Below are 15,155 nucleotides of genomic sequence, written 5' to 3'. Positions count from 1 at the left end.
CGGCCCGCGCCCGCCGGCGCCGGCCGGCGCGGGCCTTGCCGCGTCAGGGCGCCGGCCGGCTGGCGTAGCGGCTGCGTTCGCGGAAGTGCTGCATCGTCTCGGTGAAGGCCTGCTCGGCGGCCTGGCGCACCTCGTCGCCGGCCTGGCCGACCATCAGCTGGCTGTAGTCGGAGACGAACTCCTCGGCCGAGCGGGCGGCCAGCGCCAGGGCCGCGTCGCGGCTGGGCGCGGCCGCGACCGAGGCGGCCAGCGCCGGGCCGCGCGCCGGGTCCAGGTCCAGGCCCAGGCCGAGGCCGGGGCCCTGCTGCGGCTCGGCCGGCGGCGGCTGCGCCGCCAGCGGGGCGGCGTCGAGCTGGTTGCCGACCCACATCGAGGAGTGCAGCGAGTGGCCGCCGTCGTAGTTGACGAACATCATGGTGGCGAGCAGCACGTCCTTTTGCTCGAACAACTGGGGCGCGCCGTTGTCGCCGGGCGTGCCGTGCAGGTCGGCGCTCAGGTGCAGCATCAGGTTGGTGGTGCCGGAGACGCCGCCGACCCAGGGCAGGCCATGGCTGAGCGCCTGTTGCACGGCCGCCGGCAGGCGCTGGTCGAGCGGCCCGGGGATCACGTTGCCGAGGTGGTCGCGCTGGCCTTCCACTTGGTCGAAGTCGATGCGGTTGCGGCGTCCGGGCAGGATGGCGGCCTGCAGCGGATCGTTGCCCGCCTGCGGCGGCGCCGGCATCGCCCCCTGGTGGCGCATCATGGTGCCGATTTCCGCATGGGTCTCCACCGTCTCCCTGGTGCGCACCTCGGCGTGGGCGAAGCTCCAAGCGTTGAGCGTGCGCGCGATCTCCAGTTGGCCGTGGTCGAGCACGCTCCTGGCCAGGGCCGGGCAATGGGCGCAACTGGCGAGCACGCCCGGCGGCTGCATGCCGAGCAGCGGGCCGGCCGCCGCCTCGGCGATCTGCGTCGCCAGCAAGTCCTGCAGTTGCGCGCGGTTCATCGGCGCCAGGGTCTGCGCCGTATGGGGCGTGCCCGCGGCGGCGAGCAGCTGGCTGCGCAGGCGCTCCACCAGCTTCGCCTCCAAAGGCGGGCGCAGGGTCGCCGCCGGCGTCGGCGCCGCCTGTGCCTTGCGCAGGCCCTCGACGTGGGCCGCCAACTGCGCGTCCAGCCGCGCCGGCAACTGCAGCCTCAACTCGGCCTGCAACTCGGTGCGCAGCGTGGCCTCCAGCCGCGTGCGCATTGGCGCGGCCATCTGCCACTGCACCTGCCGGTCCACCTCGCCGGCCAGCCACGCTTGCACCTCGGCCTCGACGGCGGCCTGCGGCCGGCCCGGCCTTGTGCTCTGGGTGTGGGCGCGGCACGGCGCCTCGTGCTGGGCCCTGACCGCCGTTTCGGTTTGCGGGCGCAGCAGGGCGGCCTGCTGACGCTGCGCCCGCATCGCCGGTGGATCGTTGCGGTGGGCGTCCAGCGCCGTGGCCGTGGCCTGGCCCAGTCGCGCCTGCAGCGTGGCATAGTCGGTGTGTTGCGCGCGCGCCAGCGCGTTCAGGAAGTCGCCCTGCTTGTCCTGCCGGTTGACCTGGCCGCCGATCACGCCCATGTAGTTCTGGTCGGCCTTCTGCCGCCAGGCCGGCGTCGGCCACGGATCCTTGATCAGCAGCTTGACCGCCACATAGGGGATCGCCAGGCAGTCGATGCCGTTGTCCTTGGCCGAGCGCAGGAAGGCGTCGAGCGCGTGGTGCTTGGCGGCCGGATCGGTCGCGCCGAGGAAGCTCTGCAGCAGAGGCGATTTCAGTCCCCAGCTGCGCGGGTCGTCGTTCAGGGCCTGGTGCAGGTCGGCGACGTGCCTGGCGATGGTGGCACCGTGGATCTGCCGGTCCGCCGGCGTCAGCCACGGCATCAGGTAGCGGTGGGCGATGGCGTTGCCGACCACCGCCATGCCGTCCTTCATCCGCTGCGGCGGATTGGCCACCAGGGCGGCGGTGAAGGCGCTGTCGTAGCGGCGGCCGTAGACGTTGTCGTGCAGGCGGGTTTTGTGGGGCAGCTCGGCGCGGTCGCGGTTGAAGTTGTCGTGCTCGACGCCGGGCAGCTGGCTGTGCAGGTGTTTCGCCAGGTCGCGCAGCCGGTGCAGCCCGGCCTGCTCGCAGCTGGCGGCGACCTGGCTGAAGTAGGCGCGGCTGTCGGCGAAGCTCAGTTCGTGCCGGAGCCACTTTTCCTTGGCGGCCGGCAGCAGCGCGGTGAGCGTGTTCATGCCGGCTTGTTGGACCGGTGTCCGGCCGGCCAGGGCGTTGGCGGCGCGGATGTCGTCGTCCAGGGTCGCCATCCACTGCATCATGCATTCGGTCGGCATGCGTTGCAGGTGCAGCGGCACGCCGAGGGGCGGGCGGGCGGCGTTGCTGACCATGGTTTGGATCTGCCCCGCCGTGTTGCGGGCGGGGTGGGGCTGCGCCGTCGCCGGCGTTGCCGCCGTCGTCGTCGGCGTTGCCGCCGCCGCTGGCGGCAGCGGTGTGGCGGGCGCCGCGGCGCCGCCTGCGTTGCTTGGCAAGACGGCGCTGCCGTACCCTTGTGTGGTGATGACCATGCCGGGTGTCTCCTGGTGGTGGGGAAGGGAGGGCGAGAGCGCCGGGAGGCGTGCCGCGCCCGCCAATGAGTGGCTTTGGCGGCGTGCCGGTTCGCCCGCGCCACGCCGAGTTTTGCGCGCGTCGACGGCGGCCCGGGGCAGGGAACCAAGCGGCGGCGGGCGCGACTCACCAGCATACGTGTGCCTGTTGGCGGGAGGTTGGATCATGTTCGAATTGCGGGTTTTGAACGGTTTGCACCGGGGCGCGGCGCTGCCGCTCGACGAGCAGACCCTGCTCATCGGCGCCGGCGACGACGCCGACGTGGTGCTGGTCGACCCCGGCGTGGCGCCGCGCCACGCCAGCCTGTCGGCCAGCGGCGACGGCTGGCTGCTGGCGGCGCTCGACGGCCTGCTGTACCCGGCCGACAGCGCGCGGCCGCACAGCGCGCTCGACCTGGCGGCGGGCGACTGCGCGCGGCTCGGCCCGATCTGGCTGGCGGTGATGGCGCAGGACGCGGCCTGGATCGCGCCGCCGGCGCAGCCGAGCGACGGCCCCTGGTTCGACGGCGCCGACGACGCGGCCGACGGCCCGGCGGGGGAAGGCGGGGCGGCCCGGCCGCCGGCGCAAGGCGGGCCCGACGAGGCGGCCACGGCGCCGGCGGCGGCGTGCGCGGACGCGGCGGCGCCGGCCGGCGCGGCGCGGCCGGGACCAGCCGGCGGCGCCGGCCGGCGCCGCGTGCTGCTGGCGCTGCTGGCGGCCATGCTGAGCTGCGCGGCGGCCTACGCCATCACCGGCAAGCCGGAGGGCTCGCTGGCGTCCAAGCAGGCGGCGGCGCGGGCGCGGCTGGACGGCCCGGCGGCGGCGGGCAAGCCGGCCGACAAGACGGTGGCGGCGGCCTTCGACGCGCCGCATGCGGACGCGGCGGCGGCCCGCCCGCTCACCGCCGACGAGCTGCGCGCCGCCTTCCGCAAGCGCCTGTCCGACGCCGACCTGTTGAAGCGCTTCGACCTCGACCTGCAGGAGCGGCAGTGGCTGATGCAGGCCGCGCTGGACGACGAGGAGGCCGACCGCTTCGCCCGCATCCTGACCGCCTTCGTCAAGCAGCACCACATCGGCTTCCACGTCAGCGCCAAGATCGGCAGCGGCGAATCGATGTTGCCGTTCAAGATCAAGCAGGTGGTGTCGGGCGCCAACGCCAGCGTCATCACCCAGGACGGCGAGCGGGTGTATGTCGGCGACGAGTACCGTGGCGTGCGGCTGGTGGCGATCCAGGCCAACCAGCTGAGCTTCGCCGGCAAGCGCAAGATCGAGGTGAAGTGGTGAGCGCCGCCGTGGCCGCCGATCCGGCCGACGGCGCCGCCGACGCGCGCGCCGCCGCCGCCTTCGACGCGGCGCTGGCGGCCGAGCTGGCGCGCCTGCGCGGCGTGCTGCCGGCCTGGCTGGCGCGCCTGCCGGCGCAGCCCGGCCTGAGCAGCCACGGCAAGGTGTCGCAGGTGCTGGGCACGCTGATCGAGGCGCACATGCCGCCGGTGCGCATCGGCGAGCTGTGCCACCTGCACGACCCGGCGCGGCCGGGCCGGCCGATGCTGGCCGAGGTGGTCGGCTTCACCGACAAGGCGGCCATCCTGTCGGCGCTCAGCCCGCTCGAGGGCGTCTCCAACCGCACCGTGGTCGAGCCGCTGCGGCGCGCCCACTCGGTGGAGGCGGGCGACCACCTGTACGGCGCGGTGCTCGACGGCTTCGGCCGCGTGCTGTTCCGCGCCCCGGCGGCGGCCGGCAACGTGGCCACCTGGCGCGCCACGGTGCCGGTGATCCGCGACGCGCCGGTGGCCACCGACCGGCCGCGCATCAGCGTGCCGCTGGCCACCGGCGTGCGCGCCATCGACGGCATGCTGACCATGGGCGTGGGCCAGCGCATCGGCGTGTTCGCCGGGCCGGGCTGCGGCAAGACCACGCTGATGGCGGCCATCGCCCGCGGCTGCGAGGCCGACGTCATCATCTTCGGCCTGATCGGCGAGCGCGGCCGCGAGCTCAACGAGTTCCTCGAGCACGAGCTCGACGAGGCGCTGGTGCGCAAGACCATCATCGTCTGCGCCACCTCGGACCGCACCTCGATGGAGCGCTCGCGCGCCGCCTTCACCGCCACCGCCATCGCCGAGGCCTTCCGCGCGCGCGGCAAGAAGGTGCTGCTGTTGATCGACTCGCTGACCCGCTTCGCCCGCGCCCAGCGCGAGATCGGCCTGGCGGCCGGCGAGCCGCCGGCGCGCGGCGGCTTCACGCCCTCGGTCTACACCAACCTGCCGCGCCTGATCGAGCGCGCCGGCAGCACGCCGGAGGGCTCGATCACCGCCATGTACACCGTGCTGGTCGACGGCGAGAACGCCTCCGACCCGATCGGCGACGAGGCCAAGTCGCTGCTCGACGGGCACATCCTGCTGACCCGCAAGCTGGCCGAGCAGGGCCACTACCCGGCCATCGACGTGTTGGCCAGCATCAGCCGGGTGATGGGCAACGTGACCACGCGCGAGCACCGCAAGGCCGCCGCGCGCTTCCGCGAGCTGATGGCGCGCTACCAGGAGATGGAGCTGCTGATCCGGCTCGGCGAGTACAAGGCCGGCACCGATCCGCTGGCCGACCGCGCCGTCCAGCTGCGCCCCGAGCAGATGGCCTTCCTGCGCCAGGACACCAGCGGCAGCGCCGACTACCACGAGGCGCTGGCCACGCTGGCGGCGTTGGCGGCATGAGCGGCGCGGGCCGGGCGGGCAGGCGGCGCCAGCGCGAGGTGGTCGACGTGGCCGAGCCGGTCGCGCCCGACCGCAGCCTGGACCAGCTGCTGCACGTGCGCAAGCAGCGGCTCGACCGCTTCGAGCGCGAACGGCGGGAGGCGCGCGAGGCCTGGCGCGCCGCCCGCCTGGCGCTGCGGCAGAACAAGCTGCGCTGGCGCGCCGCGCTGGCGCTGGCGCACGAGGTCTGGCGCGAGGCGCGCGCGCAGTTCTTCAAGATGGCCACCACCAGCGGCCAGATGCGCCGCGCCAAGGGCGCCTATGAAAGGATGAAGGGGGAGGCCATGGAGCTGCAACTGGAGTGCCGCGACATCGCCGCGCGCGCGCGCGCCGCCGGCGCCGAGTTCTTTGTGGCGCGCCGCCGCGTGCTGCAGGCCAACCGGCAGCAGGAGAAGCTGGGCATCCTGCGCGACGAGATCGGCGCGGCGGCCCGGCAAGGCGAGCAATGATGGCCGACCTGCGCCTGGCCACGCGGCCCGGGGCCGAGGCGGACGCCGAGGCGGCGCGCGGCGCGCCGCCAGCGCCGCCGCGCGCCGCGCCGGCCTACGCGGCGGCGGCGCGGCGCGCCTCGGCGGCCGCCGCCGCGGCCGCGCCGCCGGCAGCGCCGCGCGGGCCGGCCGCCGCGCCGGCCGCCGTGTCCGGCCCGCCCGCGCGCAAGGCGGCGCCGGCGCGCCCGCCGGCGTCCAGGCAGCCGGCGCGCCAGGCCGAGGCGCGCGGCGAGGCGCAGCGCGCCGAACGGGGCGGCGCGGAGGGGCTGGCGTCGCCGCTGGCCATGCCGGCGCCGGACGGCGCCGGCGCCGGCGCGCCGGGCGGTGCCGCCGCGGCGCCGGCGCCGCCGGCCACGGAGCACGCCGGCGCCGGCCCTATCCGGCGCCCGGCCATGCCGGCCGACGGCGAGCTCGATCTGGACGCCTTCGCCGCCGTCCTGCTGGCGCCGGGCCGCGACGACGGCATCTTCGAGGTGACCATGGCGGACGGCCGCAGGCTGGGCGTGGCGCTGCACGCGCGGCAGGGCGTGGCGCGCTTCCATTTGAGCGCCTTCGACGACAGGCTGGCGCTGCGCCTGCGCGCCAGGCGAATGGAACTACAGGGCCGGTTGGCGCGACAGATGGAGCGGGACGTGGAGCTGACGGTGTTGTAGCGCCGCCGCCGCGTTCCGTCCCGCCAACCCACCGGAGCCATCGGCCATGCCAGACAGCGCAGCCCCCGCCAGCCACGCCGGCCCAGTCCAGCCGGCCGCCGTCCCGCCGCCGGCGCCAGCCGGCGTGAGCGCGGCGCGGGCCGCCTTGTCGCGCCGGCTGGGCCTGGGCTGCCACACCCCGCTGGCCGCGCTCGACGCCGTGCTGACGCTGCGGCCGGGCGCCGCCGACGCGGCCGCCGACTGGTCCGCCGGCCTGGCGCTGGCCGGCCCGTTCGGCGCGCTGGAGCTGGCCGACGGCGCGCGCTGGCTGCTCGCGCTGAGCGGCATCGACCCGGGCGGCGGCCCGCCGCCGGCCGACGGCGCCGGCGGCGACGAGCGTTGGCGTTGTTTGCAGGCGGCGCTGCTGGGCCGCCTGGCCGGCACGCCGTTCGCCGGCGCCGAGCGCGTGCTGGCCGCGCCGGCGGCGCCGGACGACGCCGTCACGCTGCGCCTGGAGCTGCGCGGCGCCGCCTACGTGCTGCACGGCGCCGCCCGCGCCGGCGCGGCCGACTGGCTGCGCTGGCTGGAGGGCGGCGCGTGGACGCGGCGGCGCCTGCCGCTGGCGCGCTTCCTCGACCTGCCGCTGGCGCCGGCCGTGGTCCTGGCCAGCCACACCATGCCCGGCCACGCCTGCCGCGCGCTGGCGCCCGGCGACGTGCTGCTGCCGGACACGCCGCGCTTCGGCTGCGACGGCGTCGGCCGGCTGCGCCTCGGCGGCCGCCATTTCCGCCTGCGCTACCTGGCGCCGGGCACCCTGCACATTCTCGCCTTGGAGGACACCTTGGAGCCAACCCTGACCGACACCCCGCCGCCCGACCTCGACGCCGACCTCGGCCCGGCCGATGCCGCCGCCGCCGCCCCGCCCGCCGGGCCCGGCGCCGACGCCGCCCCCGGCGCCGACGCCGACCCCGGGCACGACGCCCTGACCCCGCTCGACCTGCTGCCGCTGACCCTCAGCTTCGAACTGGGACACCTGCGCCTGACGCTCGGCGAACTGCGCGCGCTGGCGCCCGGCGCCGTGCTGTCCTGCCACGGCGGCTCGCCGGCGGCGGTGGCGATCCTGGCGCGCGGGCGCCGCCTCGGCACCGGCGAGGCGGTCGACGTGGCCGGCCGGCTGGGCATCCGCGTCACCGAGTGGGACGCGGCATAGTGGGCGGCCAGTTCGATGTGGTCTCCTTCGCCATCCTGCTGGGCATGCTGTCGCTGGTGCCCTTCATCGTGGTGACGACGACCTCCTTCCTGAAGATCTCGATGGTGCTGCTGATCCTGCGCAGCGCCACCGGCGTGCAGCAGGTGCCGCCGACGCTGGCCATCTACGGCATCTCGCTGGCGATGACGGTGTTCGTGATGGCGCCGACGGTGCAGGAGATCGGCAAGATCGCCGCCAACATCGAGTCCGGCCGCGGCAGCCAGGCCAGGCCGGTGCTGGCCCAGGCGCAGGACGCCTTCGAGCCGCTGCGCGCCTTCATGCTCAAGCACAGCCGGCCCGACCAGCGCGAGCTGTTCCTCGCCTCGGCGAAAAAGCTCTGGCCGAAGGAGGCCGCGCAGGGCGCCAGGGACAGCGACACGCTGGTGCTGATCCCCGCCTTCGTCGTCTCCGAGCTGCAGACCGGCTACGAGATCGGCTTCCTGCTCTACATCCCCTTCGTGGTGATCGACCTGCTGGTGTCGAACGTGCTGATGGCGCTGGGCATGCAGCAGGTCAGCCCGCAGACCATCACCATTCCGCTCAAGCTGCTGCTGTTTACCATGGTGGACGGCTGGGGCAAGCTGCTCAACGCGCTGGCGTTGTCGTATGCCTAGCCGGCGCCTGTGCCGGCCGCCGCGCGGCGCGGCGGGGGGGGCGCGATGACCGCCGACACCATCAACTTCTTCCAGCACGGCCTGTGGCTGGCGATCGTCCTGTCGGCGCCGCCGCTGATCATCGCCACCCTGTTCGGCGTCGTCGTGTCGCTGGTGCAGGCGGTCACGCAGATCCAGGACCAGACGCTGCCCTACGTGGTCAAGCTGGTCTCGGTGGCGGTCACCATCACGGCGGTGGGGCGCTGGTTCGGCACCGAGCTGCTGCAGCTGACCGACCTGGCGCTGGCCATGGTCCCCAACATCGGCCACTGAGGAGCGCCGCATGCCGCCATCCCTGCTGCTCGACCTGCAGACGCTGCTGGTGACCATCGCCCTGGTCACGCCGCGCGCCCTGGTCTGCCTGACCATCCTGCCCGGCTTCAGCCTGCGCACGCTGACCGGCATGGCGCGCACCGGCGCCGCGCTGGCCGTGGCGCTGCCGGCGGCGCTGCCGACCTTCGAGTTCGTGCGCCACACGCCGCCCGACGTGTTCACCGCCGTCGTGCTGGTGTTCAAGGAGACGCTGCTCGGCGGCATGCTGGGCGTGCTGCTGGCGCTGCCGATCTGGGTGGTGCAGTCGATCGGCTCGATCCTCGACAGCCAGCGCTCGCCGATCCAGATCCAGGCCAACAACCAGTCGATGGACCAGGACGCCAGCGCGCTCGGCGCCATGCTGGTGCAGGCGGTGGTGCTGCTGATGATACAGGCCGGCCTGTTCGTCGCGCTGGCGCGCATCCTGATCGAGAGCTACGGCAGCTGGCCGGTGTTCCACCTGCTGCCGCCGTTCGAGCCGGGCCATTTCGACGTGGTGGTCAAGCGCTTCGGCGAGTTCCTCTGGTACGTGCTGGTGTACGGCGGTCCGGTGCTGATCCCGCTGGTGATGGTCGACTTCGGCTTCGCCATGGTCGGCGTGTTCGCCTCCAACCTGCAGGTGTCGTTCGCCTCGTCGCCGATCAAGAGCCTGCTCGGCATGTTCATCCTGCTGGTCTACTGGCCGACGCTGTCGCACTACGTCGGCGGCGACTTCGCCCACATGCTGGACCTGGCGGCCAGCCTGCTGCAGGTCGGCCCCGGCCCGCGCGCGCCGGCGGAGCCGCTGCCGTGAGCGACGACAAGACCGAACAACCCAGCGAGAAGAAGCTCGAGGACGCGCGCGAGAAGGGCCAGGTGCCGGTCAGCCGCGACCTGGCGCGCCTGTGCATGCTGCTGGCGGTGGCCGAGCTGTGCTTCGCCACCGAGCCGCTGTGGCGCGCAGCGTTGTTCGCGCTGTTCGAGCTGGCCCTGGCCGGCATCGGCCGGCCCTTCCTGCCGGCGCTGGGCCAGTTGCTGTCGGCGGTGACGCTGCTGTTGCTGGTGGTGGTCTTCCTGTTCTGGCTGCTGTGCGGCGTGGTGGCGGTGGCGGCCTACTGGGGGCAGTTCGGCGTGTTGATCTCGGGCGAGGCGATCACGCCCAAGTTCGACAAGCTCAATCCGGTCAACGGCATCAAGCAGCTGTTCGCCGTGAAGAAGCTGATCGAGTTGATGCTGACCGTGTTCAAGGCCGGCCTGATCGGCTGGATCGTCTTCAACCTGGTGCGCGAGCAGCTGCCGACCATCCTGGCCCTGTCCGGCGGCGAGCCGAAGGACGTCTTCCACGGCTTCCTCGAACTGCTGCGCTCGGTGTTCCACACCCTGGTGGTGGTCTGCCTGTGTCTCGGCGCGGTCGACTACGGCATGCAGCTGCATTTCCACACCAAGGACCTGATGATGGACATGGAGGAGGTCAAGAAGGAGTACAAGGAGTCCGAGGGCGACCCGATGGTCAAGGGCCAGCGCAAGCAGCTGGCGCGCCAGCTGGCCATGTCCGGACCGAGCGCCAAGACGGCCAAGGCCAACGCCGTGGTGGTCAACCCGACCCACTTCGCCGTCGCCCTGTTGTACCAGCCGGAGGCCGGCGGCGTGCCGCTGGTGCTGGCCAAGGGCCGCGACGACGTGGCGCAGGCGATGATACTGCGGGCGCGCGAGTGCGGCATCCCGGTGATCCGCCATGTCTGGCTGGCGCGCACGCTGTACGCCAGCGGCCGGCTCGACGCCGCCATCCCGCGCGCCAGCTACGAGGCGGTGGCCTATGTGTACGCGGTGGTGGCCGAGCTGCTGGCCGCCGACGACTGCGGCCGCGAGGTCGAGCTGGAGAGCGACGGCGAGCCGCCGCCCGGCCAGCGGCCCGGCGCGGCCTGAGGCGGCGGGGTGAAGCTGAACGACTCCCGCGCGGCGGCGCCGCCAACGCCGGCGCCAACGCCGGCGCCGGCGGCCGGCGCCGCGCGCGCCAGCGTGGCCGGCGCCGGCCGGGGCGGCGCGCCCGGCGCCGCCGGCGACGCCAAGGCGCCGCCCGAGGCCGGCCCGGCGCCGGCGCCGGCGCTCAAGAAGCGCGCCGCCGCGCCGCGCGGCGCCGCCATCGCCTGGCCGGCGCCGCGCGACTGCGCCATCGGCGCCGAGGCGCGCCAGCTGCCGGCCGTGCTGCTCGGGCTGGACGACCGGGCGGCCCACCTGGCGCTGGCCGGCACGCCGGGCCGGCCGCAGCTGCGCGCGCCGGCGCCTGGGCCGCGCCAGGCCGGCAGCCGGGCGCGGCCCCGTTCGCGCGGCGAGTGCGAGCAGCGCTGCGGCGGCGTCGGCCGCTGCGACGCCAGCCTGGCCGACAGCTGCGGCGGCGCGCTGTGCGGCCGCGACGAGGACGCCGAGTCGGTCTGAGCGGGCCGGGCGTGTGGCGGCGGGAACCGTTCGGCGCCACGCGCCACTCATCTGTGTAGCACGCGGTTCCCCCCATTCCCAACCACAGGAGATACACATCATGAGTAGAGTCGGCGGCCCAGCGCCCAGCAACGACGTCCACAGCCCGGCGGACGACAAGTTCCGCGACGGCCTGGCGAACAAGTCGGACAACGAGTTGAAGGGCATGCTGAAGAGCGGCGACCTGAAACCGGGCGAGATGAAGGCGGTGATCGACGAGCTGGCCTCGCGCAAGGAAAAGGAGATGAAGGCCGAGGAGGCCGGCGGAAGTGGCGATGCCGGCGAGGGCGGTTCGGACGAGTTGGCCGAGCTGCTCAAAAAGCTGAAGAGCGGCAAAATCACCCCCGAGGAGCTCGACAAGCTTGCCGGCATGCTGGGCGTCGACCCGAAGGCGTTGGAGAAGGCGGCCGGCAAGGGCGGCGGGGATGAGGGCGGCGAGGACGGCGACATCAAGGACTAGTGTCCTGAATTGCTGGTTCGTTGAGCCATAAATATGGCGAAATCGGCCTGAGACAAGGAACAAAGCACAGCAAGGCCGGGGCCTTGCGCGCATTTGTGACGCAGTATCAGGACGATTCTCGTCATATTTATTCAACGAATCTGCAATTCAGGACACTAGCCCGGCGCGCGCCCCGCCGGCGCGCCCCCGCCCGGGCGGTAATAATTGTTGAGGAATTTTCTTCCGCCGCTTCGGTAGAATTGCCGGCAGGGGGCGCGCGGCCGGGCGCCGCCGGCCGCGCCAACGCGCCGCCCGCGGGGGCGGCGTTCTTGATCGTCACGCCCGTCCTCCGCGCCGGAGGCGGGCCTCCCATTGAAGGGCCACCATGTCCAATGAAATCGTCGCCGCGCGCGACCTGCTGCACGAGATAGTCGAACGGATCAACGCCGGCCAGACCTTTTCCGACATCCACCTCGAGCAGGACGCGCCGGCCATGCTCAAGACGCCGCGCGGCTGGCAGCAGCTCGACCCGCGCCCGGTGGCGCGCGAGGAGATGCTGCCGATCCTGCGCGGCATCGATCCGGACTGGGAGGACAAGATCGTCGAGGGGGCGATCGACCGGCCGATGGTGCTCAGCTCCTGCCGGCTGCGCTGCAACGTCTACCGCTTGTCCTGCGGCGAGAAGGTGGCCGTGTCGATCCGCCGCCTGCCGCTGCAGCCGCTGGCGCTCGACAAGACCGGCCTGCCGCACTACGCCAAGACCCTGCTCGAGGCCAGCAAGGGCATCATCCTGGTGACCGGGCCGACCGGCTCGGGCAAGACCACCACCATCGCCGCCATGCTCGAGCACCTGAACGCGACGCGCAACGCCCACATCATCACCATCGAGGAGCCGATCGAGTACCAGCTGGGGCGGCGCCAGTCGATCATCTCGCAGAAGGAGGTGCCGACCGACACGGCCAGCTTCTCGGCCGGCCTGCGCGAGGCGCTGCGGCAGAAGCCGGACATTCTGATGGTCGGCGAGATCCGCGACTTCGACACCGCCGACACCGTGCTGCACGCCGGCGAGTCGGGCCACCTGGTGCTGGCCACCATGCACACCAGCAGCGCCATGAGCGCGGTGACCAAGCTGCTGGCCTTCTTCTCGCCGGAGCAGCGCGCCCAGCGCGCCGCCACGCTGGCCAACGCCCTGCTCGGCATCATCTACCAGAGCCTGCTGCCGACCGAGTCCGGCGACGAGTTCGTGCTGGCCAGCGAGATGATCTTCAACCACAACCAGCAGGCCGCGCCCTACATCGTCGACCCGGCCAAGACCCACCTGATGGCCGAGTTCCTGCGCCGCAAGGAGGACAACCTGTCGCGCGGCCTCAACGAGGTGCTGGCCCAGCTGGTGGCCAGGAAGACCGTCAACCCGAAGGACGCCATGCGCGCCGCCTACAACCGGCTCGAGCTGCACGACATGCTCAACAGCATGCGCTGACGCGGCGGCGCGCGCCGCCCGCTCCGACAATCTGTGCTCCCGGGCGAGGACGGTGGAACGATCCGCCGCGCCGGCCCACCCATGGGGCGTCGTCGACAACGGAAAACAAGCATGAAAATGATCTTCAGCCAGGGCCAGCCGCTGTACCGCAAGGACCATCTGCAGCAACTGCGGGCGGCGCTGGAGCTGCCGGCCTACACGCTGGGCGAGGAGGGCCTGGTGTTCCTGATGGCCGCCGAGCGGCGCGTGATGGCCTCCTACACCGACGGCGGCCACCTGTCGCTGCTCTGCGAGGTGGGCCGGCTCGACGCGCTGCGCGCCAGCGGCTGGCGCGCGCTGCTGCTGCGCCTGTCGAGCGCGCACGACTACGACTTCCCGATCAGCCTGCTGACCGTGGACGGCAAGCTGGCCCTGCTGTGGTGCGCCGACGCCCGCATGGACACCGCCGCCTGGCTGCGCCGCGCCGAGGACGCGCTGACCTGGTCGTTCGACATCCACACCAGGATCAACAACCACACCCTGTAGCGCGGCGGCCGCCCGCGCCGCCTAGGAGACCAGCATGCCGATAAGCGCAACTGAATCGCCGGACCTGTTGATAAGCCCCGCTTATATTTCCCCCCCCGCCGGGCGCGGCGGGCCGCTGCAGGCCATCCGCGCCTACGCCGCCGGCGCCGCGCCGGTGGCGGCGCCGGCCGGCTACGCGGCGCTGGCCTCGGCGCCGGCGCTGGCGCTGCACCGGGCGGCGATGCGCCGGCTGCGCGCCGAGGCCGGCCGGCCGTGGGCGGCGGCGCCCGGCGCGCCGGCGCCGGCCGGTTGACGGCCAAGCGGCGGCCCGGGCAATCATTCCGGCGCGACAAGTCGGCGCGCCCGTCAAGACGGCGCCGGCGTTTGCCGTTATCATGTCGGCCTTCCCCTTGCTTGTCCCATCGCCAGCGCCGCCCCGGCGCCATGGCGGCAGTGCCGGCCAAACAGGTACTGACACGTACTATTTCGCGAAACAATATGAACACTGAACTGACCCCGGCGCCCGCCGCCGCCGCCGCCATCCCCGGCCGGCGCATCTCCGTCGCCCCGATGATGGACTGGACCGACCGCCACTGCCGCGTGTTCCACCGCCACATCAGCCGCCACACCTGGCTCTACACCGAGATGGTGACCACCGGCGCGCTGGTCTACGGCGACGTCGAGCGCCACCTGCGTTTCAACGACGAGGAGCACCCGGTGGCCCTGCAACTGGGCGGCAGCGACCCGGCCGACCTGGCCACCAGCGCCAAGCTGGGCGAGAAGTGGGGCTACGACGAGGTCAACCTGAACTGCGGCTGCCCCTCCGAGCGGGTGCAGAAGGGCGCCTTCGGCGCCTGCCTGATGGCCGAGCCGCAACTGGTGGCCGACTGCGTCAAGGCCATGCGCGACGCCGTCAGCATCGACGTCACCGTCAAGCACCGCGTCGGCATCGACCAGGTCGAGAGCTACGACTTCGTGCGCGACTTCGTCGGCACGGTGGCCGAGGCCGGCTGCCGCACCTTCATCGTGCACGCCCGCAACGCCATCCTCAAGGGCCTGTCGCCCAAGGAGAACCGCGAGGTGCCGCCGCTCAAGTACGAGTTCGCCTACCGGCTCAAGCGCGATTTCCCTGACTTCGAAATCATCATCAACGGCGGCATCAAGACGACGGCCGAGATCGACCTGCACCTGGCCCACGTCGACGGTGTCATGCTGGGCCGCGAGGCCTACCACAACCCCTACCTGATGGCCGACTTCGACCAGCGCTACTACGGCGCCGACACGCCGGTGCCGAGCCGCGAGCAGGTGCTCGAGGCGATGCTGCCCTACATTGAGGCGCAGTTGCACCAAGAAGGGGGGCGCGGCCTGAAGCTCAACTCGATCACCCGCCACATGCTGGGGCTGATGCAGGGTTTGCCGGGCGCGCGCGGCTTCCGCCAGACCCTGTCGGACGCGAAAAAACTGGCCGCCGGCGATCCCCGTTTGTTGCTCGAAGCGGCGGCGCGACTGCGCCAAAGCACGTAAAAACCGGCCTTCGGCAGTGCAAACCACGGCCCTCCCGTTCTTTCCTTAAAGAAAGTTCGTTTGCGTAAAATTGAGGCAGGAAATGCTTGCTTTGAGG

General features: G+C 72.9%; 16 protein-coding genes. 15 read left to right on the top strand and 1 reads right to left on the bottom strand.

Annotated elements, in window-relative coordinates:
* Positions 1–43: 43 nt before the first annotated feature.
* Positions 44–2,560, bottom strand: a complete 2,517-nt coding sequence (locus BM252_RS11250) for a hypothetical protein (RefSeq protein ID WP_139236415.1) — start codon at positions 2,558–2,560, stop codon at positions 44–46.
* Between the two features lie 205 nt (positions 2,561–2,765).
* On the opposite strand from BM252_RS11250, the gene BM252_RS11245 reads away from it, so the two are divergent.
* The 15 genes from BM252_RS11245 (at position 2,766) to dusA (ending at position 15,058) form a co-directional block, all read left to right on the top strand.
* Entirely contained in the window at positions 2,766–3,863 is a 1,098-nt protein-coding gene (locus tag BM252_RS11245; RefSeq protein ID WP_093387520.1) for an FHA domain-containing protein, read from the top strand.
* Positions 3,860–5,284 (top strand): FliI/YscN family ATPase, encoded by a 1,425-nt coding sequence (locus tag BM252_RS11240; protein WP_281249346.1) that lies wholly within the window; start codon positions 3,860–3,862, stop codon positions 5,282–5,284. Before BM252_RS11245 ends, BM252_RS11240 begins: the two co-directional genes overlap by 4 nt.
* Entirely contained in the window at positions 5,281–5,772 is a 492-nt protein-coding gene (locus tag BM252_RS11235; protein ID WP_093387518.1) for a hypothetical protein, read from the top strand. Before BM252_RS11240 ends, BM252_RS11235 begins: the two co-directional genes overlap by 4 nt.
* Positions 5,769–6,464: a hypothetical protein gene (locus BM252_RS11230; protein WP_093387517.1), complete on the top strand. Its 696-nt coding sequence runs from the start codon at positions 5,769–5,771 to the stop codon at positions 6,462–6,464. Before BM252_RS11235 ends, BM252_RS11230 begins: the two co-directional genes overlap by 4 nt.
* Positions 6,465–6,510: 46 nt before the next feature.
* Positions 6,511–7,653 (top strand): type III secretion system cytoplasmic ring protein SctQ, encoded by a 1,143-nt coding sequence (gene sctQ / locus BM252_RS11225; protein ID WP_093387515.1) that lies wholly within the window; start codon positions 6,511–6,513, stop codon positions 7,651–7,653.
* Positions 7,650–8,306 carry a type III secretion system export apparatus subunit SctR gene (gene sctR / locus BM252_RS11220; protein WP_093387728.1) on the top strand — a complete coding sequence of 219 codons (657 nt, stop codon included), beginning with the start codon at positions 7,650–7,652 and terminating at the stop codon, positions 8,304–8,306. Before sctQ ends, sctR begins: the two co-directional genes overlap by 4 nt.
* A 45-nt stretch (positions 8,307–8,351) precedes the next feature.
* Entirely contained in the window at positions 8,352–8,618 is a 267-nt protein-coding gene (sctS, locus tag BM252_RS11215; RefSeq protein ID WP_093387514.1) for a type III secretion system export apparatus subunit SctS, read from the top strand.
* A 10-nt stretch (positions 8,619–8,628) separates the two neighbouring features.
* The gene (locus BM252_RS11210; protein WP_093387512.1) at positions 8,629–9,450 is read left to right on the top strand and encodes an EscT/YscT/HrcT family type III secretion system export apparatus protein; all 822 of its coding nucleotides are present in this window, start codon (positions 8,629–8,631) and stop codon (positions 9,448–9,450) included.
* Positions 9,447–10,562 (top strand): type III secretion system export apparatus subunit SctU, encoded by a 1,116-nt coding sequence (gene sctU, locus BM252_RS11205; RefSeq protein ID WP_093387511.1) that lies wholly within the window; start codon positions 9,447–9,449, stop codon positions 10,560–10,562. Before BM252_RS11210 ends, sctU begins: the two co-directional genes overlap by 4 nt.
* Before the next feature lie 9 nt (positions 10,563–10,571).
* Positions 10,572–11,072 (top strand): hypothetical protein, encoded by a 501-nt coding sequence (locus BM252_RS11200; RefSeq protein ID WP_093387509.1) that lies wholly within the window; start codon positions 10,572–10,574, stop codon positions 11,070–11,072.
* 100 nt (positions 11,073–11,172) lie between these two features.
* Positions 11,173–11,571: a hypothetical protein gene (locus BM252_RS11195; RefSeq protein WP_093387508.1), complete on the top strand. Its 399-nt coding sequence runs from the start codon at positions 11,173–11,175 to the stop codon at positions 11,569–11,571.
* A 364-nt stretch (positions 11,572–11,935) separates the two neighbouring features.
* On the top strand, positions 11,936–13,030 hold the full coding sequence (locus BM252_RS11190) for a type IV pilus twitching motility protein PilT (protein WP_093387506.1): 1,095 nt from the start codon (positions 11,936–11,938) through the stop codon (positions 13,028–13,030).
* A gap of 111 nt (positions 13,031–13,141) precedes the next feature.
* Positions 13,142–13,555, top strand: coding sequence for a hypothetical protein (locus BM252_RS11185; RefSeq protein ID WP_093387505.1), 414 nt, complete (start codon positions 13,142–13,144; stop codon positions 13,553–13,555).
* A gap of 34 nt (positions 13,556–13,589) precedes the next feature.
* A complete protein-coding gene (locus tag BM252_RS30965; RefSeq protein WP_174900495.1) occupies positions 13,590–13,847 on the top strand; it encodes a hypothetical protein in 258 nt (85 codons plus the stop codon).
* A 257-nt stretch (positions 13,848–14,104) separates the two neighbouring features.
* Entirely contained in the window at positions 14,105–15,058 is a 954-nt protein-coding gene (dusA, locus tag BM252_RS11175) for a tRNA dihydrouridine(20/20a) synthase DusA (protein WP_245774211.1), read from the top strand.
* The last annotated feature ends 97 nt before the right edge of the window (positions 15,059–15,155 follow it).

Source organism: Rugamonas rubra (assembly GCF_900114705.1).
Lineage (GTDB): Bacteria > Pseudomonadota > Gammaproteobacteria > Burkholderiales > Burkholderiaceae_D > Rugamonas > Rugamonas rubra.
The sequence above is the reverse complement of the archived record's forward strand: the minus strand, read 5'-3'. Positions and strand labels throughout refer to the sequence as shown.

Coding starts and splice junctions, on each gene's coding strand:
- dusA (WP_245774211.1), top strand. CDS start 14,105: ATGATGGACTGGACCGACCGCCACTGCCGCGTGTTCCACCGCCACATC.
- BM252_RS11245 (WP_093387520.1), top strand. CDS start 2,766: ATGTTCGAATTGCGGGTTTTGAACGGTTTGCACCGGGGCGCGGCGCTG.
- BM252_RS11190 (WP_093387506.1), top strand. CDS start 11,936: ATGTCCAATGAAATCGTCGCCGCGCGCGACCTGCTGCACGAGATAGTC.
- BM252_RS11210 (WP_093387512.1), top strand. CDS start 8,629: ATGCCGCCATCCCTGCTGCTCGACCTGCAGACGCTGCTGGTGACCATC.
- BM252_RS11250 (WP_139236415.1), bottom strand. CDS start 2,560: ATGGTCATCACCACACAAGGGTACGGCAGCGCCGTCTTGCCAAGCAAC.
- BM252_RS11235 (WP_093387518.1), top strand. CDS start 5,281: ATGAGCGGCGCGGGCCGGGCGGGCAGGCGGCGCCAGCGCGAGGTGGTC.
- sctS (WP_093387514.1), top strand. CDS start 8,352: ATGACCGCCGACACCATCAACTTCTTCCAGCACGGCCTGTGGCTGGCG.
- BM252_RS11185 (WP_093387505.1), top strand. CDS start 13,142: ATGAAAATGATCTTCAGCCAGGGCCAGCCGCTGTACCGCAAGGACCAT.
- BM252_RS11230 (WP_093387517.1), top strand. CDS start 5,769: ATGATGGCCGACCTGCGCCTGGCCACGCGGCCCGGGGCCGAGGCGGAC.
- BM252_RS11195 (WP_093387508.1), top strand. CDS start 11,173: ATGAGTAGAGTCGGCGGCCCAGCGCCCAGCAACGACGTCCACAGCCCG.
- BM252_RS30965 (WP_174900495.1), top strand. CDS start 13,590: ATGCCGATAAGCGCAACTGAATCGCCGGACCTGTTGATAAGCCCCGCT.
- sctQ (WP_093387515.1), top strand. CDS start 6,511: ATGCCAGACAGCGCAGCCCCCGCCAGCCACGCCGGCCCAGTCCAGCCG.